The 25,883-nt window shown below is 40.0% G+C and carries 6 protein-coding genes; all 6 read left to right on the top strand.

All coding sequences use genetic code 11. From position 1 onward, the window contains the following. Positions 1–41: 41 nt before the first annotated feature. The 6 genes from FJR09_RS07315 to FJR09_RS07290 all read left to right on the top strand — a co-directional run bounded on the left by FJR09_RS07315 (position 42) and on the right by FJR09_RS07290 (position 25,860). Positions 42–6,566 (top strand): non-ribosomal peptide synthetase, encoded by a 6,525-nt coding sequence (locus FJR09_RS07315; RefSeq protein ID WP_168653488.1) that lies wholly within the window; start codon positions 42–44, stop codon positions 6,564–6,566. Positions 6,567–6,623: 57 nt separating this feature from the next. Continuing rightward, positions 6,624–9,833: a non-ribosomal peptide synthetase gene (locus tag FJR09_RS07310; protein WP_015078977.1), complete on the top strand. Its 3,210-nt coding sequence runs from the start codon at positions 6,624–6,626 to the stop codon at positions 9,831–9,833. Between the two features lie 194 nt (positions 9,834–10,027). Further along, positions 10,028–17,725, top strand: a complete 7,698-nt coding sequence (locus FJR09_RS07305; protein ID WP_168653490.1) for a non-ribosomal peptide synthetase — start codon at positions 10,028–10,030, stop codon at positions 17,723–17,725. Next, positions 17,722–21,933 carry a non-ribosomal peptide synthetase gene (locus FJR09_RS07300; protein WP_168654056.1) on the top strand — a complete coding sequence of 1,404 codons (4,212 nt, stop codon included), beginning with the start codon at positions 17,722–17,724 and terminating at the stop codon, positions 21,931–21,933. Before FJR09_RS07305 ends, FJR09_RS07300 begins: the two co-directional genes overlap by 4 nt. Before the next feature lie 42 nt (positions 21,934–21,975). After that, entirely contained in the window at positions 21,976–23,154 is a 1,179-nt protein-coding gene (locus FJR09_RS07295; protein WP_015078980.1) for an AptE protein, read from the top strand. A 408-nt stretch (positions 23,155–23,562) separates the two neighbouring features. Next, a complete protein-coding gene (locus FJR09_RS07290; protein ID WP_168653491.1) occupies positions 23,563–25,860 on the top strand; it encodes an ABC transporter ATP-binding protein/permease in 2,298 nt (765 codons plus the stop codon). Positions 25,861–25,883: the final 23 nt, after the last annotated feature.

The following is a 25,883-nucleotide window of genomic DNA, read 5'->3' as shown; positions in this document are numbered from 1 at the left end:
GATTTCCAAGATTAATTATTGACAACCATTTAATTAAATTTATGCAAGAAATAGTGATTGATTCTAATGATGACGTTGATGATTATTCTGCCTTAACTGAGCAGGAGCGACATAAAATATTGGTAGAATGGAATGATACCAGGGCAGATTATCCTCGACATTTGTGTGTACATGAATTATTTGCAGCACAAGTGGCAAAAACTCCAGACAATATTGCTGTCATTTTTGAGGGGCAGAAACTTACTTATCAAGAGTTGAATCACCGAGCTAACCAAGTGGCTCATTATTTGCAATCTTTGGGTGTTGAGCCAGAAGTGCTGGTAGGGATTTGTGTGGAGCGTTCCCTAGAAATGATCATCGGAATGTTGGGCATTCTCAAAGCGGGTGCAGCTTATCTGCCACTAGATCCCACATACCCCAAAGAGCGTTTATCGTTCATGCTTTCAGATTCACAAGTACAAGTGCTGTTAACACAACAAAAGTTTGTAAAAAGCTTTGCTGACAGTGGTGCAAAAACAGTTTGTTTAGATCAAGATTGGGAATTAATTACTCGCCAAAATCAAGAAAATCCTACTAGCGATGTCACGGCAGAAAATCTAGCCTATGTGATTTATACATCTGGTTCTACAGGCACACCAAAGGGTGTAATGATTCAGCATCGAGGGGTATGTAATCTTGCTCAAGCACAAGTAAAACTGTTTGGCGTAAACCAAAATAGCCGTGTTCTCCAGTTTGCTTCTTTCAGTTTTGATGCTTCAGTTTCGGAAATTGTGATGGCCTTGTGTTCTGGAGCTAGTCTTTATCTGGGAAATCAAGATTCTTTGCGTCCAGGTATAGACTTAATCCGATTTTTGCGTCAACAATCAATCACTCACGCCACACTACCACCCACAGCACTAGCAGCTTTGCCCAAAGAGGAATTGCCAAACTTGCAAACTCTCATCGTTGCTGGAGAAGCTTGTAATCCAAAATTGATCGCTCAATGGTCAAAAGAGCGGCGTTTCTTTAATGCTTATGGACCAACGGAATCAACTGTTTGTGCCACAGTTGCAGAATGTACTTTTGGGGAAACTCAACCAACCATTGGCCGGGCGATCGCTAATATACAAATTTATATTCTTGATCACAATCTTCAACCAGTTCCTATTGGCGTTCCGGGTGAATTATATATTGGTGGTGATGGGTTAGCTAGAGGCTACCTGAACCGTCCAGAATTAACTAAGGAAAAATTTATTTCCAATCCATTTAAGAAGACAGAAGGGAGTAGATTATATAAAACTGGTGATTTAGCTCGTTATTTACCAGATGGCAACATTGAGTTTCTGGGGCGAGTGGATAATCAAGTCAAGATTCGCGGCTTCCGCATAGAATTGGATGAAATCGAGAAGTTGTTAATTCAACACCCAGATGTTAAGCAAGCGGCGGTAATTGCTCGTGAAGACATTCCTGGAGATAAACGGCTGCTTGCTTATGTGGTTCTGAATCAAAAGCCGGAAGCAATTGTTACTACCCTCAAAAACTTACTTCAAGAAAATCTACCTCAATACATGATTCCAGGGGTATTTGTCGTTTTAGATTCTTTACCCCTCACCCCCAATGGCAAAGTAGATCGTCAGAATCTTCCAGTTTGCGATCGCACACGCCCCGATTTAGAAGAAAGCTTTGTTGCACCTCGTAACCCAATTGAAGAAAAATTAGCGGCTATTTGGGCTGATTTACTAGGTTATGAGCAAATAGGAGTTAATGACAACTTTTTTAATCTCGGTGGACATTCCCTGATAGTGGCTCAAATCCTTTCCCGTGTACGCGACAGTTTTCAAGTTGAGTTATCGTTTGCAAACATCTTTGCTAATCCTACCGTAGCGGGTTTAGCTAGTGTCATTCAACAGCATGAACTCCTAGAACAAAAACTACAAAGTCCTGCTATACAAAGGATTTCACGGGCTGGAATGTTACCTGTTTCCTTTGCTCAAGAGCGCGTGTACTTCATCCAGGAAGTAGCACCCGAAAATACAGCATACCAAGCTCAAGCAACTCTCAGATTTCAGGGACACCTCGATGTCATAGTCCTCAAAAAATGTCTCAGTGAGATTGTGCAAAGACATGAAATCTTCCGCACAACTTTTCCAGCAGTCAATGGACGGTTATTTCAGGTCATCCACTCATCCTTACCAATTGAATTAAACGTCGTAGACATCGAGAAATTTACGGGGTCAGAGCAAGAAGCAGAAATTCAACGTCTATTTGATGCAGAGGTAAAGAAGCCCTTTTACTTGGATAAATTGCCTTTAGTCAGATGGTTATTGTTAAAGTTGAATGACCAAGACCATCTTTTAGTCCACATTGAACATCACATGGTTCATGATGGCTGGTCTTTCAATAACGTCTTTTTGAAAGAGTTTTTAGCACTTTATCAAGCCTTCTGTGAGGGTCATCCCTCCCCACTGCCAGAATTACCAATCCAGTTTGTAGACTTTGCGAGTTGGCAGAGAGAATGGGTGCAAAGCCAGGAAGCCCAAGCCCAATTAGCCTACTGGCAGCAGCAGTTATCCGGCAGTCCGCCCCTCTTGGAATTACCATATGACCGCCCACGACCAGCAGAACAAACTTACAACGGCGCTCAAGTCAGGTTAGAGTTGCCCATTACTTTGTGCGAATCCTTGAGAGTTCTGAGCCGTCAAGAGGGAATTACCTTATTTATGACGACCTTGGCGGCATTTTTAGTAATTGTCCGCCGATACACTGGACAGGACGATCTTTGTGTGGGTACGGCTGTTGCCAATCGGCGGATGCGCGAGACAGAACAATTAATTGGCATGATCGTCAATAACCTGGTTTTACGCACCGATTTATCTGGTAATCCCACGTTTCGGGAGTTGCTGGGTCGAGTCCGCAAAGTGAGTCTGGAAGCCTTTGCTAACGAAGATTTACCCTTTGATAAGGTCGTGGAGGTGATCAAGCCAATACGGAACTTAAGTTATAATCCTCTGTTTCAAGTGATGTTTAGCTTCCATGATTCTCCCCGTCCAGACTTAACTTTACCAGGCTTGAACATCACAACGAATGTAGCCCTCAGCAACAAATCAACAAAGTTTGATCTTGATGTTGTGTTGATTCCGCATTCCCAGCTAAATGGCAAAGATAAGGGAATTACTCTTATTTGGGAATACAACGCTGACTTATTCGACGCTGCCACAATCCAGCAGATGGTAGATCAGTATCAAGTTTTACTAAAAGGGATTGTTGATAACCCAGAGCAGCGAGTTTCTGAATTACCGATCCTAAACCAGCCTCAGCAGGAATTATTGATGGAATGGAATCAGACTCATAGAGAATATACGCAGAAAAATTGTATCCATAAGTTGTTTGAGTCTCAGGTAGAGTTAACACCCGATGCTGTAGCTGTAGAACAGGATGGTCAAAAATTAACTTATCGTCAATTGAGCGATCGCGCCAACCAATTAGCCCACTATCTGCAAAGTTTGGGAGTTAAACCAGAAACCCTAGTGGGAATCTGCATTGAACGCTCCTTAGATATGATTATCGGCTTACTTGGGGTGATTAAAGCAGGTGGCGCTTATGTTCCTATTGACCCATCCTACCCCCAAGAGCGAATAGCTGAAATTCTCGCAGATACGCAACTAGGAATTTTGCTAACCCAAGATAAATTCCCAAATCAACGGCTAGATTACACAGGAAAAACAATTTGTTTAGATACAGATTGGTCAATCATTTCTCAACACAGCACAGCTAACCCGCACAGTGATGTCAAACTTCATCACCTATCCTATATTATTTATACTTCTGGTTCTACGGGTAAACCCAAGGGGGTAATGATTGAACATCGGTCATTAATGAATTTTGTAATCACTGCCATTGATAAATATGGAATCAATACCAGCGATAGGATTTTACAGTTTGCGTCTGTTTGCTTTGATACTTCCATTGAGGAAATCTTTCCCTGTCTGTCCGTTGGTGCAACCTTAGTGTTACGCACGGAAGAAATGCTCCACTCCAGTGATGAATTTTGGCGGTATTGCCAAAAATGGCAATTGACTGTTTTGGATCTGCCCACAGCATACTGGCATCAGTTAGTAGCAGAACTTAACCCTGAAGATGCCCCCATTCCTGAAGGTTTGAGAACTGTAATTATTGGTGGTGAAGAAGTCCAACTAGAAAAGGTGCAACATTGGCATAATTGTGTAGCTGATCTTTCCCCAGCCCCCCAATTGTTTAATAGTTACGGACCAACAGAAGCAACGGTTGTCACCACCTTAGAACTTTTAACCCCAGTTGCACCTGTTAGCATTGGCCGACCCATTAGTAATGCTCAGGTTTATATTTTAGATCAATATCTGCAACCTGTACCCATAGGAGTTCCTGGAGAAATGCACATTGGGGGAGCAGGACTAGCTAGAGGCTATTGGCAACGTCCAGAATTAACCCATGCCAAATTTATCCCCAATCCCTTTGAGGAGCTAGGGAATAGTAAACTGTACAAAACTGGGGATTTAGCAAGATTCCGCGCCAATGGCAGTCTAGAATATCTGGGACGAGTTGACAATCAAGTGAAGATTCGCGGTTTCCGGATTGAGTTGGGAGAAATCGAAACGGTATTGAGACAACACCCACAAGTGTTACAATCCGTGGCTATCGCCCATGAAGACGTTCCCGGACAAAAGCGACTCGTTGCTTATATTGTTCCCCAGCATCAGCAACCAACAATTGATGAATTGCGCCATTTCCTCAAGGAAAAACTCCCAAATTACATGATTCCAGCGGCGTTTATGCTGCTGAAAACTCTCCCCATAACTGCCAACGGCAAAGTAGATTATCGCGCTCTCCCAACCCCCGATTTTTCTCATCATGTCGAAGATAAATTTATTGCTCCTCGTACAGTTATAGAAGAGAAATTAGTGGCGATTTGGTCGGAAGTTCTCAGAATAGGAAAAGTTGGCATCCACGATAACTTTTTTGAACTGGGTGGAGACTCGATTCTCAGCATTCAGTTAATTTCCAAAGCTAATCAGGTGGGTGTCCAAATTGCTGCTAAACAGCTATTTAAGTATCAAACCATTGCCGAATTAGCGGCTGTAGTGGGTATCACTCGCCAAATCAATGCTGAACAAGGTTTAGTAACTGGTGCTGTAAGGTTGACACCTATTCAAAATTGGTTTTTCGAGCAGAAATTACCCAGACCTAATTATTTTAACCAGTCAACACTGTTAGAAGTGCCATCAGATTTGCAACCTGAGTTATTGCAGTCAGTATTACAACAACTGTTAGGACATCACGATGCTTTACGGCTGCGGTTTGTGCAGGAAGGAGAAAACTGGCAACAAATTAACACCGCGACACGGGAATCTGTGCCATTGAGTATCTTTGATTTGTCCCACCTATCACCACAAGAACAGCAAACAGCAATAAAAGCGACTGATGCTGAACTTCAGGCTAGTCTGGATTTATCTACGGGGGTAATAGCACAAGTCGCTTTATTTCAATTAGGCAATGATAAACCGAGTTATTTACTCTTCATTATCCATCATTTAGCTGTTGATGCTGTCTCATGGCGGATTTTGCTAGAAGACTTGGCGACTGCTTACCAACAAATTAGCCGCAATGAAGTTATCAAATTACCACCTAAGACAACTTCCTGGCAATATTGGAGCGATCGCCTCACAGAGTATGCCCAAATCAAGGCTATCAAAGAGTTGGATTACTGGCTAAATCAATCTAGCATTCCAGTCACAGCTTTACCAGTAGACTATCCTTCAGATCAAGAAAATAACACTGTAGCCTCAACCGCGTCTGTGTCACTGGCTTTAAATGAAGAACAAACCCGCGCCCTCTTACAAGATGTACCCTCTGCCTACAATACTCAAATCAATGATGTCCTGTTGACTGCCCTAGTGCAAAGTTTTGCCCAATGGACAGGAGAAAGTTCTTTACTAATTGATTTGGAAGGACATGGCAGGGAAGACTTATTTGAGGATGTAGATTTATCGCGCACTGTCGGTTGGTTTACGACATTATTCCCCGTGAGGTTACAACTACAAGAAATTGACCATCCAGGAAACGCTTTAAAGTTTGTTAAAGAACAACTGCGGCAGATTCCCAACCGAGGAATTGGTTATGGTGTATTGCGATATTTGCAGGAAAACAGCACAATCCGCGAAAAATTACAGTCACTACCATCAGCACAAATCAGTTTTAACTACCTTGGTCAATTCGATCAAGTGCTGAAAGCCTCTGAATCCTTGGGTTTGGCTAAAGAATTCACAGCCAAACAAAGCTTACTCAATCAGCGTAGTCATTTATTAGGCATCAGTGGTTTTATTCGTGGAGGAAAACTGGAAATGACTTGGACTTATAGTGAGAAAATTCACAAGCAAGACACCATTGAAAAGTTAGCTGTAGGATTTATAGAAGCATTAAAAAACCTAATAAATCACTGTCAATTAACGGAGTCTCAAAGCTATACTCCTGCGGATTTTTCAGCAGCCAAACTCAATCAACAACAGCTAGATAAATTCCTATTCAAAATTAACAAAAACAAACCCAAGTAGCTATCATCAACTAATTCCCAATTCCCAATTCCCAATTCCCAATTCAGAGGTAATTTCATGCAAAATATCCAAGACCTTTATGAACTTTCGCCCATGCAACAAGGGATGTTGTTTCATACCCTTTATGCACCCGAATCAGAAGTTTATTTTGAGCAGTTGCTTTGTATCCTCTCTGGGGAATTGAACTTTCCCGCGTTCCAAAAAGCTTGGGAACAAGTTGTGGCGAGACACTCAGTATTACGCAGTTCTTTTTATTGGGAGGAGATAGAAAAGCCCTTGCAAATGGTAAGTAAGCAAGTGGATATCCCATGGATGAAAATAGACTGGCGAAATTTCACAGCTGATGAACAACAAAATAACTTAGAGGATTTTTTGTTGAGCGATCGCCAAAAAGGATTTGATCTGAGTATTGCTCCCTTAATGCGCTTCACCCTCATCCAATTAACAGAGCAGACCTATCAACTTATTTGGAGTCATCATCATATTCTATTTGATGGCTGGTCAATGCAGATTATCCTCAAAGAAGTTTTAGCTTTCTATGAAGCACAACAGCGAGGCGAACATTTATACCTCCAACCTGTTCGTCCCTATCGAGAATATATTGATTGGTTACAACAACAGGATATTGATCAAGCCAAGAGATTTTGGCAAACAACTCTCCAGGGTTTTGAAACTCCTACCTTGTTGGGAGGAAATAGGGGAGAGGGAACATATCATGAGCAGCATTTCCAATTATCGCCAACTGTTACTGAAAAATTACAAGGTATGGCCAGACAGCACCATTTAACCTTGAATAATTTGGTACAGGGAGCTTATGGGTTATTAATTTCCCGCTACAGTGGGGAAAGTGATGTCATCTTTGGTGCAACTGTATCCGGTCGTCCACCGACCCTGGAGCAAGTAGACTCAATGGTAGGACTATTAATTAACACTCTCCCCATCCGAGTCAAAGTTACCAACAAGACAGAATTATTACCCTGGCTCAAGCAATTACAAACCCAAGCATTAGAACAAGAACAGTATGCTTATTGTTCTCTCGCAGAAATTCAAAATCAGAGTGATATTCTCCCCGGATTGCCACTATTTGCAAGTCTTTTAGTCTTTGAAAATTATCCATTAGATTCTTCCCCACAAGAGACCAGAAAAACTTTAGAAATTAGTCATATTAGTTGTTTTGAACGCACAAATTATCCGCTAACGATAGTTATTAATCCTGGTTTGCAATTAGCTGGCAGAATTGTTTATGATACTAGCTGCTTCGACGACAAGAAAATTGCTCGCATGATTGGACATTTCCTGACATTGCTAACAGGAATGGCAGCTAATTTACAACAAAATATTTCTGACTTATCTCTAATGAGTGCAGCCGAAGCAGAAGAATTAATGCTGCTAGAAAATCAACAAGCAACAAATACTATTAATTACAAATGTGTTCATGTTTTATTTGAAGAACAGGTAGAAAAAAGCCCTGATGCAATAGCAATTATATATGAACAACAACATTTAACTTATCGAGAATTAAATAACCGCGCCAATCAATTAGCCCATTATTTGCAATCACTGGGAGTTAAACCCGAAGTCCGAGTGGGAATTTGTGTTGAACGTTCCCTAGAAATGGTCATCGGTATTCTGGCCATTCTCAAAGCTGGTGGGGCTTATTTTACCCTAGATCCAGCTTATCCTCCCGAAAGATTAGAGTTCATGGTGGCAGATGTACAAACACCGATCTTACTAACACAAACTCATTTACAAAATGGACTACCACTGAATAATCAAACTGTGGTGAATCTTGACACAGATTGGGAAATTATTGCCCAATACAAACAAGACAATTTAAACAGTGAAGTTAATCCAGAAAATTTAGCTTATATCATTTATACCTCCGGCTCGACAGGAACACCAAAAGGTACAGAAGTTCCTCATCGTAGCTTCATGGGTTTTATGTTTGAAGTTGATTATGTTCACCTTGATGCAGAAAAAATTTGGCTACAACATTCATCAATTTCTTGGGATGCACTCACGCTAGAACTTTGGCCATCATTACTTTACGGTGGACGTTGTGTGCTTTATCCAGAGAAAATTCCCACACCAGCAGGCTTAACCCGCATTATCCAAGAACAAGGAATTAATATCCTTTGGCTAACTTCCGCTTTCTTCAATCTGATGATTGATACAATGCCACAAGGGTTATCGGGAGTTAAACAACTACTCATTGGGGGAGAATCTATTTCTGTAGATCATGTTCGTCGCGCTTTAGAAATCTTGCCAGAAACGCAAATAATTAACGGTTATGGACCTTCAGAATGTACAGTATTTACCTGTTGTTATGCCATTCCTAAACAAATTACTGAAAATATCCATTCTATTCCTATTGGTAAACCCATTGGCGATCGCACAGTTTACATATTAGATGAAAATTTACATCGAGTGCCAATTGGTATCCCTGGTGAACTTTATGTGGGTGGTGCGAGTGTTGCGAGGGGTTACTTAAATCAGCCCGTATTAACCAGTGAAAAGTTTATTCCTAATCCCTTTATTCAAGGAGATACCCTTTACAAAACCGGAGATTTAGTCCGCCGTCTACCTAATGGAAATCTGGAATTTATCGGTCGAATTGATACCCAAGTAAAAATTCGCGGTTTTCGGATTGAATTGGCAGAAATTGAGGCAGTTTTGATGCAAAATCCTGACATCAAACAAGTTCTAGTTATTGCACGGGAAGATGAGTCAGGGAAGAAATTCCTAGTAGCCTATTTGGTTACGAAGGATAATTCACCTACTTCTAGCAGCCTCCGAACTTTCCTCAAGGAAAAGCTACCAGATTACATGATACCTACTGCTTTCGTAGTTCTGGCAGCATTTCCCCTCACTCCTAATGGTAAAGTCAACCGCCTTGGTTTGCCTATTCCCGAAGGTTTCCAAAGAAATGTAGAGGTTGATTTTGTGCTGCCTCGCACGGCTACAGAACAAGAATTAGCAACAATTTGGACTGAAGTTTTGAAATTAAAACAGGTGGGAATTTATGATAACTTTTTTGAGTTAGGAGGACATTCTTTACTCGCTACTCAAGTGATTTCTCGATTAAGAGAAGCCTTTTCTCTAGATTTTCCTTTACGTTATTTATTTGAGAATCCCACAATTGCTGAACTTGCCCAAAAGGTTATGGAACAACAAATTGAACAAGCAGAAAATGATGCCCTCGCTCAGATTTTAGGCGAAGTTGATGGGTTATCAGATGAAGAGGTAACACAAGCATTAATGTTTTGATAATTTATTTGATAATTTAATTTAGCAATTTGATGATACTAAATATCAAATCACCAGGAGCGAAAATATGTCGAATAGATTCAATACTATTCTTCTCTTCTTCTAATTCTTCCTCCTGACTCCTGACTCCTGACTCCTGACTCCTGACTCCTAGCCCTCACAGACAACTTTTTCAGCAAACCCTACTTACTTATATGAGCGATTTACTAAAACGGCTGGAAAATCTTTCACCAGAAAAGCGAGAATTAGTCTTACAAAAACTAAAAAAACAACAACAATCTCCACAGCTTACACCAGTATCAAGGGATCAATTTTTGCCTCTTTCTTTTGCTCAACAAAGACTGTGGTTTATTGACCAACTAGAAGGCGAAAACTGCGTCTATAATGTCCCATTTTTCTGGCAAATTAGCGGATTGCTGAATATCAATGCTTTAGAACAAGCTATAACAGCAATTGTCCACCGTCATGAAGTATTACGTACTAATTTTTGTGTGATCAATGAGTCACCTATACAGGTGATTCATCCTCATCCGCAAATGAAAATGCAAGTGCTGGACTGGCGACAATTAACAGCAGAAGATCAGTTAAGCAAAGCCCAGCATTTAGCTACAACAGAATTACAACAGTCCTTTGATTTATCAAATGCGCCTTTGCTGCGGGTAAAGTTGTTGCAACTAGCTGACCAATCCCATTTATTGTTGCTTGTCATTCATCACATTGTTTGTGATGGTTGGTCAATGGGAATCTTCCGTCAGGAATTGTTCACCCTTTATACTGCTTTTTGTAAACAAGAATCGTCTCCCCTGCCAGAATTATCGCTGCAATATGCGGATTTTGCCCACTGGCAAAGACAATGGCTACAGGGCGATGTTTTGCAAAATCAACTCAATTACTGGCAAAAACAATTAGCCGCAGTTCCGCCGCTGTTAGAATTGCCGACAGACCGACCCCGCCCGTCCACGCAAACCTATCAGGGAAGTAGTCAGTTTTTGCAACTTGATCAGGATGTAACTCAGCAGTTGAAGCATTTAAGTCAACAGTCAGGAACAACTCTGTTTATGACTTTATTGACAGTATTTACGCTCTTACTTTCACGCTACACTGGACAAGAAGATATTGTAGTTGGTTCAGCGATCGCTAATCGTAACCGCCAGGAAACAGAGTCACTAATTGGCTTTTTTGTCAATACTCTAGCATTGCGAACTAATCTACAAGGGAATCCAACTTTTAAAGAATTACTGGAACGAGTCAAACAAGTAACTCTGGATGCTTATGATCATCAGGATTTGCCCTTTGAAAAACTGGTTGATGAACTGGGATTAGAGCGATCGCTTTCTCATCATCCCCTATTTCAAGTTGTTTTTGGTTTTCAAAATGAAACTCAAGAAATATTGTCAACCAATGGATTAACCCTGACCCCATTTACATGGGAAAATACAACGACTTTGTTGGATTTGTCGTTAATTTTCCGAGAAACACCGCAAGGTTTAACAGGAGAATGGGAATATACGACTGATTTATTTGAATCTGAAACAATCCAACGAATGGTGGGACATTTTGAAGTTCTACTGAAGCAAATTATTGATCATCCAAATAAACCAATTAATACTCTATCCTTGCTGACAGAAACAGAAATTCAGCAACTACAAAATTGGAACCAAACTCAAACATCATACCCCCGCGATCAGACTTTAGTGGACTTATTTGAACAACAAGTTATTAAAAATCCTGATCATATTGCTGTAGTTTTTGAATCTCAGCAGCTAACTTATCAACAATTGAATAAAAAAGCCAATCAATTAGCTAATTATTTACTAAAAAATCACCAAATTCAACCAGATAAATTAATTGGTATTGCTGTTGAACGTTCTTTAGAAATGATTATTGGTGTACTTGGTATCCTCAAGTCTGGTGGTGCTTATGTACCAATTGATCCCAATTATCCCCAAGAACGGATTCAGTTTATGTTAGCAGACTCCGAGATATCGGTATTACTAACACAAAGTTTTTTATTAGAGCAATTACCTTTAGATAATTTAGAAAATTCTGTTCAAGTTATTTGTTTAGATCCAGAAAATTTTGCTCAAGAAACAACAGATAATCCTCATTCTCAAAGCCAGCCTGATAATTTAGCCTATGTTATTTATACTTCCGGTTCAACAGGACAACCCAAGGGGGTAATGATTGAACATCGGGCAATTGTCAATCTAGCTTTAGCCTGGACTACAACTTTTCAAGTTCAAAATTACAGCCACTTACTGCAATTTGGGTCTTTTAGTTTTGATTTATCTATTGGTGAAATTGCGACTGCTTTATCAGCAGGTGCTTGTTTATATTTAGGCAATAAAGATACTTTGTTACCTGGTCAAAGCTTAGTTAACTTTTTAACTGAACACAAAATTACTCACGGCTTTTTATCACCTTCAGCTTTATCTGTCTTACCAAAGGCGAGTTTCCCTGATTTACAATGTTTAACTGTTGGAGGAGAGGCTTGTCCGGCTGAATTAGTAAGTCAATGGGGAAGAGAACAACATTTATATAATTGCTACGGTCCAACAGAATCTACTGTGACCGCAGCTATTTATCTTTGTCAACCCAATGGCGAAAAACCAGCAATTGGTAAACCAATACCTAATGCTAATATCTATATTTTAGATGGAAACAATCAACTATTACCTCCAGGAATACCAGGAGAATTATGTATTTCTGGGGTTGGTTTAGCTAGAGGTTATCTCAATCGTCCTGAAATTACAGCCGAAAAATTTATGGAAATTGATTTATTCGGTAAAACTGAGCGCATTTATAAAACTGGTGATTTAGCAAAATGGAATGCTAAGGGGAATTTAGAATATTTGGGTCGGATTGATGAGCAAGTAAAATTACGGGGTTTTAGAATTGAACTCGGAGAAATTGAATCACTGTTATTACAACATCCATTAGTTCAAGAAGCTGTTGTCATTTTGTATGAAATTGATAATAATCCTAGATTAGTAGCTTATATTATGGCAACAGAAAAATCCGCCAATGTAGCTGAAAAAGTGAGAGAATACCTCAAAAATCGCCTCCCAAATTATATGATTCCTAGCCAGATTATGGTTTTGGATCAATTTCCTCTGACTGCTAATGGTAAACTAGATCGCCGCGCATTACCAGCACCAGATACTGCTACTTCCTCTGATTTGGAAATACCAGTTACTCCCACAGAAGAACTACTCGCTAGTTTATGGCAAGGTTTATTAAAAGTTAAATCTGTTGGTCGTTCTGATAACTTCTTTGAATTAGGTGGACATTCCCTGTTAGCAACTCAATTAGTTACCCGAATTCGTGATATTTTCGGGGTAGAAGTACCTGTTCGTAAGATATTTGAGCAAAACATTTTATCTGAGTTAGCGAGGGAAATTGATCAAGCATCTGCGAGTGTTGCTTTACCTCCCATTTCACCCCAGCCAGAAAATGAACCAAAAACTCCGTCTTTTGCCCAATCAAGACTTTGGTTTATCGCTCAACTGGAAGCGAAAGGAACTTCTTCTACCTATAATATGCCAGTGGCCTTTCAACTAGATGGCAACCTAAATTTAGAAGCTATGCGGCAAAGTTTAACTTATCTGCTAGAACGGCATAGCAGTCTACGCTCTTATTTCCCTACTTTGGAGGGAGAACCCCAAGTAGTAGTTAAAAATGTCGAAGATATAGAAGTATTAGAAATTGCCGACTTACAAGCACTCCCTCCCCAAACTCAAGGGGAAACTGTGCAACATTTATCTGATCTTCACGCTCAAAAATCCTTTGACTTAAATACTGGTCCAGTGTTCAAAGCGAAACTGCTGCAACTGAGTGAGCAGAAAAATGTCCTGCTAATTAATATGCACCACATTATTAGTGATGGCTGGTCCATGGGAGTATTTAAGCGAGAATGGGAACAAGCTTATACTGCTTATGCTGCGGGATCTGTGCCGAACTTGTCACCATTAGCGATTCAATATAGTGATTTTGCAGCTTGGCAGCGCAGTTGGTTACAAGGGGAAACCTTATTAACTCAAGAAAATTATTGGCAACAACAGCTAGGGGATGCGCCTCGCTTGCTGGAATTACCCACTGATTATCTCCGTCCAGCGCAACAAAGTTACCAAGGTGAGCGGGAAGAATTTTCTTTGAGCAAAGAACTGACTCAGAAACTTAAAGCTATTAGTCAACAACAAGGGGTGAGTTTATTTATGACCCTGTTGACTGCTTTTAATATCTTACTATCCCGTTACAGCCGCCAAGAGGATTTATGTGTTGGTTCTGCGATCGCTAATCGCACCCATAGCTATACAGAAGGGTTAATTGGCTTTTTTGTCAATACCTTAGTATTGCGAAGCAAAATCAAGTCAGAGCAAAGCTTTAGTGAGTTACTGCAACAAACTCGCCAAACTTGCTTAGATGCTTATGCTCATCAAGACATTCCTTTTGAGTATTTAGTTGAAAAGTTACAACCAGAACGCAGTCTCAGCCACAATCCCTTGTTCCAAGTGATGATGGTGTTGCAAAATGCGGTTGGAGCAGGGGCGAAGGTTCATTTACCAGGGCTGGAGATTCAATACTTAGAACAAAGTTTCCCATTTGCCAAGTTTGATATCCTGCTGGATTTGAGCGAAAGAGACGAGCAACTACACTGTATGTGGGAATATGCCACAGATTTATTTGCGGCCTCAACCATTAGGCGCATGGCGGCACATTTTGAAGTTTTGCTCACAGCAATAGTTCAAAATTCCCAACAACCGATTTATCAGCTACCCATCATCACCCCCGCAGAAATCCAACAACTGCAAGTTTGGAATCAAACTGAGACAGATTACCCTCAAAATCATACTTTGGTGAGTTTGTTTGAAAATCAGGCTGCAAAAACGCCCGATCAAATTGCAGTAGTGTCGGTAGATCAAAGCTTGAGTTATCAAGAACTCAATCAAAAAGCGAATCGCCTAGCAAATTATTTATTGCAACTCAAAAGTCAGCAACAATTATCTGATCCCCCATTGATGGCGATTTGCATGGAGCGATCGCTGGAAATGCTGATCGGCATATTTGCGATCCTCAAAGCAGGTGGTACATACCTACCAATTGATCCGAGTTATCCCCAAGAACGCATTCATTTAATGCTCGAAGATAGTCATGCTGCGGTATTACTGACAACGAAATCTCTGCCACAGCAACTTCCCTTAGAAAAACTCAAAAGTACCTGCCAATTAGTATTTTTAGATCAACCCACCTGGAGCGATAGCCCAACAGAGAATCCTCAAAAATTCATTCATTTTGATGACTTAGCTTATGTAATTTATACTTCTGGTTCTACAGGCAAACCTAAGGGCGTTGCTATTGCCCATGCTAGTGCGGTAGCATTCGTAAACTGGGCGCATTCAGTCTTTAGTACAGAACAGCTTGCAGGTGTTTTAGCATCAACTTCAATCTGTTTTGATCTCTCCATTTTTGAAATTTTTGTCCCCCTGACTCAAGGGGGGAGTGTAATTTTGGTGGAAAATGCGCTCTACATTGAGCAAGCACATCAGAGTTCGATCCCGATAACTTTGATTAATACTGTACCGAGTGCGGCGGCTGAACTCCTGAATATGAATGTAATTCCGTCCAGTGTACAGGTTATTAATTTAGCGGGTGAACCCTTAAGAAATAACCTGGTACAAGCTTTATATCAAAATACATCTGTACAAGAAGTTTATAACCTCTATGGACCTTCTGAGGACACAACTTATTCAACATTTACGAAAGTTGCCAAAAATGCCCAGCACGAACCTACCATTGGCAAAGCGATCGCCAACACTCGCATCTATATTTTAGATCATGCTAATCAACCCCTGCCCCCCGGTGTTCCTGGGGAACTGTGCATTGGGGGTGCAGGTTTAGCACAGGGCTATTTGCATCGTCCCGATTTAACTGCCGAAAAATTTATCACATTAGAATTATTTGGTAAAACTGAGCGAATTTATAAAACTGGTGATTTAGCCCGATGGCTACCTGACGGTAATTTGCAATATTTAGGACGGATTGATCACCAAGTCAAATTGCGGGGTTTCCGGATTGAATTAGGTGAAATTGAAGCATCTTTACTCAAACACCCCAAAATTCAGGAAGCGGTTGTTTTGGTGCGGGAAGACAGCGAATGCTATCAACGTCTAGTTACTTATGTTGTCCCCACAACAGAAGGCGACTATACCAGCCAAAGTGAACAGGTAGAATTGTGGGAACAAGTTTTTAATGATAGCTACACTCAACAAACAACACCAACCGATGATCCAACTTTGAATCTTGCAGGTTGGAAAGATAGCTACACAGGAGAGCCAATTTTGCGATCAGCCATGCAAGAATGGCGTGATACAACAGTTGAGCAAATTTTAGAACTTGCACCCAAACGAGTTTGGGAAATTGGTTGCGGAACAGGGATGTTATTATTTAAAGTTGCATCCCATTGTCAACATTATTTAGGTACAGATTTTGCATCGAGCGGATTGCAGTATATTGAACAACATCTCAAACAGCAATCTCTCCAAAACAAAGTTACTTTAAAACAAAGTGCTGCTAACCAGTTTGATGGCATTGAATCCAATGTTTATGACTTGGTAATCATTAATTCTGTAATTCAGTATTTCCCTTCTTTAGATTACTTGTTGTTAGTAATTGCAGGGGCAATCAAAACTGTGAGCCATCAGGGAAAAATATTGATTGGGGACGTGCGAAATCTCCATTTATTAGCAGCTTTCCACACCACCACAGAATTTTATCGCGCCCCTGATGACTTATCAATTCAGGACTTGCGCCAAAAAATTCAAAACAGGATTCGCACGGAAGAAGAATTGCTGATTGACCCTGATTTCTTTATCGCTCTCAAGCAAAGATTTTCTCGGATTAGTCACGTCCAAATTGAATTAAAACGGGGTTACAGTCATACGGAAATGAGTCGTTTTCGTTATGATGTTGTTTTACATTTAGATCAAGTAGATATTCCCCTAACTCAACCTCAATGCTTAGATTGGCAAGAACAACAGTTAAATCTGGCAACAATTGAGAGAATTTTAACAACCGAGCAACCAGATTTACTAGGGATTAAGAGTATTCCTAATGCACGTCTAACTTCAGAAATGGCGTTGTTAGCACAAATTCCTCAATTAGATGGTACTGTCACAGATTTAAAAGCGGCAATTGCCCAAGTGAAATCAGGGATAGAACCGGAAGCATTCCGAAATTTAGCGCGAGATTTGCCCTATAAGGCTTTTATCCAATATAGCTCCACAGGATTTTCTGATTACGATGTTGTTTTTCAACGGCATATCTTTGAAGAAGACAAAATCCCAAGATTTGCGACAAAAGGCAATTGGCGGCTGAAACCTTGGCAAAATTACGCTAATCAACCGTTGCAATATCGTACCAATCAAATTGATCCAGCTTTATTAGCAGAATGGCGGGACTTTTTAGAGAAAACCCTGCCTGATTATATGATTCCCAGTCATTTTGTTGTTTTGGACAAACTGCCACTGACACATAATGGCAAAGTAGACCGAAAAGCTTTACCTGCACCAGATCCAAAAGTTGCAGTCACAGATATTGAGTTGCCTGTAACGGAGACCGAAAAATTGCTGGCTCAACTTTGGGCGAAGTTATTGAAATATGAGGTCATAGGCCGACAAGATAACTTCTTCAACTTGGGAGGACATTCTTTATTAGCTACCCAACTTTGCTACCGCATTCGTGACACTTTCAAAGTAGAATTGCCACTGCGTCAAGTATTTGAGTCTCCTACTATCATTGACTTGGCAAATTATATAGATAGCTGCATTTGGGTTAATTCGACAACCACAGATATACAACCTTTAAACTCAGACGAAGAGGAAATTGAACTATGACCATAACACAAAATCAGCAAATAGTTTCTTTAATGCTGCGTTTGCAGAACATGGGCTGCCGAATTTGGGCTGAAGATGATAAGTTACGGATTCGTACTAGCAAAAACGCCCTCACTGCTGAACTCAAGCAGGAAATTCAAGACCAGAAGGCAGATATTCTCGCTTTCTTGAAAGCTGCTAAAACACAAGCTGTTTCTACAGCGGAAATTCCGGCTTTAAGTGCTGACTCTCCCAAGCTTCTGTCCTTTGCTCAACAACGTCTCTGGCTATTAGCACAACTCCAAGGGTCATCAGCTACTTACAATATGCCGATCGCTTTACAACTGAACGGCAACCTGAATATTGATGCCCTACATTCTAGTTTGGCTGATCTGCTGAATCGGCACGAGAGTCTGAGGATGTATTTTCCCACAGTTGCCGGACAACCACAAGTTGCCATCCGCAGTTTAGACGAAATCGCAGTTTTAACAGTACAAGATTGCCGGGAATTAGGGACTGGGAACAAGGGAGAGCTTGATTTAGATACCCAATGCCCAAATATCCAAGATTTAATTGACGCTCATGCACAACAACACTTGGACTTAAATACTGGCCCTTTATTTAAAGCTAAACTGCTGCAATTGGAGGAGCAAAAATCTGTCTTGGCCATCAATATGCACCACATTATCAGTGATGGCTGGTCAATGGGAGTATTTTTGCGGGAGTTATGGCAGGCTTATACTGCTTATTCTCAAGGTAAGACCCCGAATTTTGCTCCTTTACCGATTCAATACAGTGACTATGCAACTTGGCAACGCCACTGGTTACAAGGAGAAGTATTAGAAAAGCAGATTAATTACTGGAAACATCAACTAGGTGATGCTTCCCCATTACTGGAATTACCTACAGATTATCCCCGTCCAGCACGGCAAAGTTACAGAGGCGATCGCTATATCTATGCTCTTACACCGGAATTAACTGCTGCTGTTAATGCTTTTAGCCAACAGCAAGGCGTAAGTTTATATATGACCTTGTTGGCTACTTTGAGCATTTTACTATCTCGTTACAGTCGGCAAGAAGACTTATGTATTGGTTCTCCCATTGCTAACCGCACCCATAGCCAGACTGAAGGGTTAATTGGCTTTTTTGTGAATACTTTGGTTATGCGTCAGCAAATCAAACTAGAGCTAAGTTTTATTGAGTTTTTACAACAAACTCGCCAAACTTGTTTAGATGCTTATGTTCATCAAGACGTTCCCTTTGATGTGCTGGTAGAAAAGTTACGACCAGAACGCAGTATGAGCTATAACCCTTTATTCCAGGTCATGTTTACTCTGGAAAATAATGCTAGTCCAGATTTGGATTTATCAGGGTTAGATACTGAATTGCTGGGAGTCAAGGGTGCGATCGCTAAGTTTGATTTAACGCTGTTAGTAACCGAATCTGACAACCAGTTGAATTGCTCTTGGGAATATGCTACAGACTTGTTTGAACGGGGTACTATCCAACGCATGGCGGAACAGTTTACAGTGCTGCTGAAGGGAATTATTGATCATCCACACCAATCAATCAATACTTTACCTTTGATGACAGCAACGGAACTGCTACAAATACAACGCTGGAATCAAACTCAAACTGATTATCCTCAAGATAAAACTTTTGTTGATTTATTTGCAGAACAAGTTGCCAAAAATCCTCATAATATTGCTGTAGTTTTTGAATCGGAAATCCTCAATTATCAACAACTAAACCAAAAAGCCAACCAACTAGCGCATTATTTACTGAAAAATCACCAAATTCAACCAGATACCTTAATTGGTATTAGTGTTGAACGCTCACTAGAAATGATTATTGGGTTACTGGGTATCCTCAAAGCCGGTGGTGCTTATGTACCGATTGACCCTAATTATCCCCCAGAACGGATTCAATTCATGTTAGAAGATTCTGGGATATCTATATTGTTAACCCAAAGTTTGATCTTAAATAAATTACCATTAAATGAACTGGTAAACTCCCCGCAAGTAATTTGTTTAGATGCAGAAAATTTGGCTGAAGAATCAACAGCAAATCCCAGTCCTCAAAGTACGCCTGATAATTTAGCTTATGTCATTTATACCTCTGGTTCAACGGGAAAACCCAAAGGGGTAATGATTGAACATCAAGGACTGGTAAATTTAATTTTGGCAGTTGATGAAATTTTGCAAATTCAACCCCAAAGTCGTGTACTACAGTTTGCTAATTTCAGTTTTGATGCTTCCATTTGGGAAATTGCTCCTACTCTTTCTGCAGGTGCTTGTTTGTATCTAACAAAAAAAGAAACCTTGTTACCTAGTCAAGAACTGATTGACTTTTTAACTGAACACAAAATTACTCATCTTACTATCCCACCTTCAGTTTTATCTTTGTTACCTCAAGCCACCTTACCTGATTTGCAAATTTTAATTACTGCTGGTGAAGTTTGCTCCAAAGAATTAGTTAACCGTTGGGCAAAAGGAAGAAGTTTTTTTAATGGTTATGGACCAACAGAATCTACAGTTTGTACCAGTATAGCTGTTTGTCAACCCGATGGGAAAAAACCACTAATTGGTCAACCGTTATCTAATCTCCGCACTTACATTTTAGATAGACATCATCAACCATTACCCCCTGGTATTCCTGGTGAATTGTGCATTGCGGGTGTGGGTTTAGCTAGAGGTTATCTGAATCGTCCTGAAACTACTGCCGAAAAATTTATTGAAGTGGAATTATTCAGTCAAGTTGAGCGAATTTATAAAACTGGGGATTTAGCAAGATGGAGAGATGATGGCAATTTAGAATATCTAGGACGCATGGATGAGCAGGTAAAATTACGGGGTTTTAGGATTGAATTAGGGGAAATTGAATCACTTTTATTACAATATCCATTAGTTAAAGAAGCTGTTGTAACTGTAAATAAAACTGAGAATAACCAAAGTTTAATTGCTTATGTAACGGGAATTGATGATGATTTTTGCAGTGATTTGAAAAATTACCTCAAATCGAGTTTACCTGATTACATGATTCCTGCTCAAATTGTCGTATTGGACAAGTTACCTTTAACTCCCAATGGCAAAATTGACCGGAAAGCTTTACCTGTTCCTAATATTAGCGTTCAAGCTGCATACACACCCCCGCGCCACAAAGTCGAAGCACAATTAGCGCAAATTTGGTCTGCTCTTCTTGAACGTCAAAAAATTGGCATTCATGATAACTTTTTCGATTTGGGCGGCCATTCTTTATTGGCAGTCAAATTACTCAATCTTGTGCAACAAGAGTTGGGACAACAACTGGCCTTGAAAAGTTTATTTCAGAATCCTACTATTGCTCAACTGGCACAACACATAGGTAATAGGGAGATTCAAGAGTCAAATCCTGATTTAGTAACGATTCAGCCTCTAGGAGATGCCACCCCCCTATTTTGCGTATCTGGCTCCAACGGACACGGTTTCTATTTTCGAGATTTGGCAATCAATTTAGGCACTGAACATCCTGTCTATGGACTCGATGCACCAGGAAGAGACGGACTGAGCATACTTCCTCACTCAGTAGCTGACCACGCAAGTCAACTGATTGCCCAATTACGTCAACAACAACCCCAAGGACCTTATATATTGCTGGGGTACTCTTCCGGTTGTAGTGTCGCTTTTGAAATAGCTTCCCAACTGGAGCAGCAAGGTGAAAAGGTGAGTTTACTAGCTATCTTGGATTCGGGATTGGTTTCTAATCCGGAACATTTCAAAAATAGAGCAGATATTGATTGGATTTGGCAAATAATCCAACGAATCGAAGCTTTAAAAGGAGTTTCTTTCGGTTTAGAATACGCTGATTTAGCGGCTCAACGCGATGACCAAGCCCGTTGGGATTTGGCGGCAGATTATTTATACCGTCATAATGTCCTACCGGAACACGCCAGCCTTGATTTACTTAAAACTAATATGCAAATTATGAGAGTACAGACGCTCAATTACGTAGATTATCAGCCTGCTCATCCCATTTCTGCCCCGATTGTTTTATTCCGCGCTGAAGACGTGCCGGAAATACTGGTGCGAGAACTCCAAACGCTTACTGATTACGACTTACCGGACTGGGGATGGCAGGCATACACTCAAAATCACGTCAAGGTGATATCTGTACCTGGAACCCACGGTCAAATGCTTCATGAACCCAATGTAAACATATTGACTTCAAACTTACGGTTAATGATGACTTAATTCTAATTTTCTTGATTTTCAATTTTAAATTGGTATAAAACAATGCAAACTCTTCCGATTAAAATTTCCGACGAAACCCTCCGGGATGGAGAACAGCAAGTAGGCATTTTTTTCTCTTATCCCACCAAACACAAACTGGCTCATCTGATTGCCCAAACAGGAGTTGATGAACTTTGCATCATGCCCTATGTTTATGAACAGGAGGCTAAACTGGTTAAAACATTAGTATCAGAGGGATTGGATGGTGTTGTCACTGCTTCTACGATGATGGGAAAAGAGTATATTGATCATGCGAAGAACTGCGGAGTTAAGCGCATTATTTTGTTTCATGCTGTTTCTGATCGTCTACTGTTTCTGCGAGATCCCCAAATTCGCCTCATGAGCGAATTCCAAGGAAAAACAATTGATGATGATATCCCATCTGCAATCATCAATAGAATTCGTCAGAATGCTATTAATGTCATTGTAGAAAATTTGCACTATGCCACAAAAGTGGCCGGACTCAGAGTCAATTTTGCTGCGGAGGATGCTTCTAGAGCGGATTTTGACTTTTTGGTGGAATGTATTCGCTCATGCAGTCCTTATATTGAAAACTTTTTACTGTGTGATACAGTAGGGGTGCTAAATCCAGAAAAGAGTTATATCTGGATTCATGATTTGCTGCAATCCACTACTGGGGTAGGACTGGGGGTACACTACCACAATGATATAGGATTGGCACTGGAAAATACTCTCCAGTCTCTGATGGCGGGAGCGACTTTAGTATCGGGGACGTTTTGCGGGATTGGAGAACGAGCCGGAAATGTTGCCATTGAGCAGGTGTTAAATGGGTTGCGAGTCCGGTTTGGCATTGAAGTCCAGGGGATCAACTATGATGCGATCGCCGCAGTGACTAATTATATTGAGCAACTGGGGATTCGTCCCGCATCTCCTTACTCTCAAACTGCACAACGCCACGAATCAGGTATTCATGTTAATTCTTTGTTTCGTGATCCCAAGAGCTATGCAGTATTTCCACATAACAAAATAGATGTTGTCTTTGGCAAATGGAGTGGAGTCAGTAATTTCCAATATCTATTTGAAAAACAACTGCAAAATCCTCAATCTAGAAAGCAGTATGAAAAAATGCGTTCCGTCATCAAATCTCTGGCAATGGAAAAAGAATGTTACTTTACAGCTAACGAAGTCTTAGAACTATGGAAAGATGGTATCTTTGAATAATCAATCGTAAAAATTTACGACTCAGAATTCGGAATATTTAAAGACTCAGAAGAGTATTAAGTAGGTGAACGGAAAAAAACCGTAGACGCGAAGCGGCTTCTCGAAGAGTAATATGTAACGAAAAGTAAAATCGCCCAAACCCTCTTCACTCTTGCCTCTGGTTACTGAGCGAAGTCGAAGTATTGCCTCTTGCCTAGTGCCATAACGACGATTTTCAATGCTAACCTACTTAGCTCAATACTGGATTGCTAGTCTGGCTTTTTGCTCCTGAGTATTAATATGGAATTCTATCGGACTCCTATTTAATTTTTGATAGCTTGCTGTAGCCATACAAGACTTAGTAGGTATCAAGTCCGTCTTTTCTGTTCCCTGTTCCCTACCTCAAAACACTAAAATAATTTTTTTAAGATGCAAGCTAAACCTTTTATTGATAAATCCGCCACAAATAATTCTGCTCCAGTTGCTAACCGATTTTGGGAAAATGTCAAAGCGGTTATTGGTCCTTACTGGTATCCCACAGAAGCCAACGGTAGAGCATTCTCAGATGTAGTGCGGACATGGGGAATGCTGATTCTTCTCATATTATTAATTGTCGCACTTGTAAGCGTAACTGCTTTTAATAGCTTTGTTAGCCGTTATTTGCTTGATGTGATTACTGAAGAAAAAGATTTAAAGAAATTTATTGATATATTATTGGTTTACGCTGCTGCTCTGGTTTTGGTGACACTTTTAGTAGGATTTTCTAGATTTGTTAGGAAACAAATTTCTCTTGATTGGTATGAATGGTTAAATCATCAAATTTTATCAAAATATTTAAGTAATCGTGCCTACTATAAAATCAACTTTCAATCTGATGTTAGTAATCCAGATCAACAAATATCCCAAGAAATCGAACCTTTGACTAGAAATGCTCTCAGCTTTTCAGCGACTTGTTTAGAAAAAGTCCTGGAAATGACAACTTTTTTAATTATTCTCTGGAGCCTTTCTAAATTTGTAGCAATTGCCCTGCTTGTTTATACTATAGCGGGCAATTTAATTGCTCTTTATTTAGCTGAACAATTAAATAAGATTCAAGAAGAGGGACTCGAATTTACGGCAAACCACACTTATAGTCTGACTCATGTTCGTAATCATGCTGAATCAATAGCTTTCTTTCAAGGAGAAGAACAAGAATTAAATATGATTCAGCGCAGATTTAATAAGATTATTCAAAATACCAAACGCAAGATTAATTGGGAAAGAAGTCAGGATATTTTTAACAGAGCATATCAGGCTATTATCCAAATATTTCCATTTATAGTATTCGGACCTTTACAGATTAAAGGGGAAATTGATTTTGGGGAAATTGCTCAAGCTAGTTTAGCTTGTAATCTGTTTGCCAATGCTATAGCCGAATTAATCAGAGAATTTGCAACTTCAGGAAGATTTTCTATTTATGTTGAACGTTTAGTTGAATTGTCAAATGCGTTAGAAGCAGTCAACAAATTACCAGAAAATGTCAGTACGATTAAGACAATAGAAGAAAACCGTTTAGCTTTTGAGAATGTTACTTTACAAACACCCAACTATGAACAGGTAATCGTCGAAAATTTGTCTTTGAGTGTTCAACCTGGAGAGGGGTTATTAATTGTTGGGCCTAGTGGTCGAGGTAAAAGTTCTCTGTTGAGAGCGATCGCTGGTTTGTGGAATGCGGGAACTGGTCGTTTGGTAAGACCCCCCCTAGAAGAAGTTTTATTCCTACCCCAACGTCCTTATATAATTCTAGGTACTTTGCGCGAACAGTTACTTTATCCGCATACAAATCGCAAAATGAGCGATGCAGAACTTAAAGAGATTTTACAACAAGTTAATTTACAAAACTTAGTTAGTCGTATAGATGGCTTTGATACAGAAGTTCCTTGGGAAAATATACTCTCATTAGGAGAACAACAACGTCTTGCCTTCGCACGCTTATTAGTTACTCGTCCTAGTTTCACTATCTTAGATGAAGCCACAAGTGCTTTAGATTTAAATAATGAAGGAAATTTATATGAACAATTACAATCAACGAAAACAACTTTTATCAGTGTGGGACATCGAGAAAGTTTGTTTAATTATCATGACTGGGTTTTGGAACTTTCACAAGATTCTAGTTGGCAACTTGTAACTGTGGAGGATTATCGGCAGCAGAAGGTAAAAGAAACAGTCACTAATGCTCCCAAAAATCCTCAAGTCACAATAGATATTTTACCTAACAATGAATCTTCAACTCCACCAGAAATAGCCATAAATTCTCCCGGAAATCCTCAAATCACGACAGATATTTTACCTAACAATGAATCTTCGACTCCACCAGAAATAGCCATAAATTCTCCCGAAAATCCTCAAATCACGACAGATATTTTACCTAACAATGAATCTTCAACTCCACCAGAAATAGCCATAAATTCCCCCGAAAATCCTCAAATCACAATAGATATTTTACCTAACAATGAATCTTCAACTCCACCAGAAATAGCCATAAATTCTCCCGAAAATCCTCAAATCACGACAGATATAGATAAAATTGTCGGGCTTTCTCATCAGGAAATGCACAAATTAACAACCTATTCATCACTTGGTACTGTTAGAAGTAAAGCCAGCAAAGGTAAATCTATTACTACTCAGGATGGCTCTACCTACCGCTATAATAAAGACTCAAAGGTGTTAAAATGGGTAAAAGATTAACAAATATTCATACTTTTGATAAT

Source organism: Dolichospermum sp. UHCC 0406 (assembly GCF_009712025.1).
Lineage (GTDB): Bacteria > Cyanobacteriota > Cyanobacteriia > Cyanobacteriales > Nostocaceae > Dolichospermum > Dolichospermum lemmermannii.
The sequence above is the reverse complement of the archived record's forward strand: the minus strand, read 5'-3'. Positions and strand labels throughout refer to the sequence as shown.

Excerpts from the sequence above, each read along its gene's own strand:
- FJR09_RS07310 (WP_015078977.1), top strand. The coding sequence starts at position 6,624 with ATGCAAAATATCCAAGACCTTTATGAACTTTCGCCCATGCAACAAGGG.
- FJR09_RS07295 (WP_015078980.1), top strand. The coding sequence starts at position 21,976 with ATGCAAACTCTTCCGATTAAAATTTCCGACGAAACCCTCCGGGATGGA.
- FJR09_RS07290 (WP_168653491.1), top strand. The coding sequence starts at position 23,563 with ATGCAAGCTAAACCTTTTATTGATAAATCCGCCACAAATAATTCTGCT.
- FJR09_RS07305 (WP_168653490.1), top strand. The coding sequence starts at position 10,028 with ATGAGCGATTTACTAAAACGGCTGGAAAATCTTTCACCAGAAAAGCGA.
- FJR09_RS07300 (WP_168654056.1), top strand. The coding sequence starts at position 17,722 with ATGACCATAACACAAAATCAGCAAATAGTTTCTTTAATGCTGCGTTTG.
- FJR09_RS07315 (WP_168653488.1), top strand. The coding sequence starts at position 42 with ATGCAAGAAATAGTGATTGATTCTAATGATGACGTTGATGATTATTCT.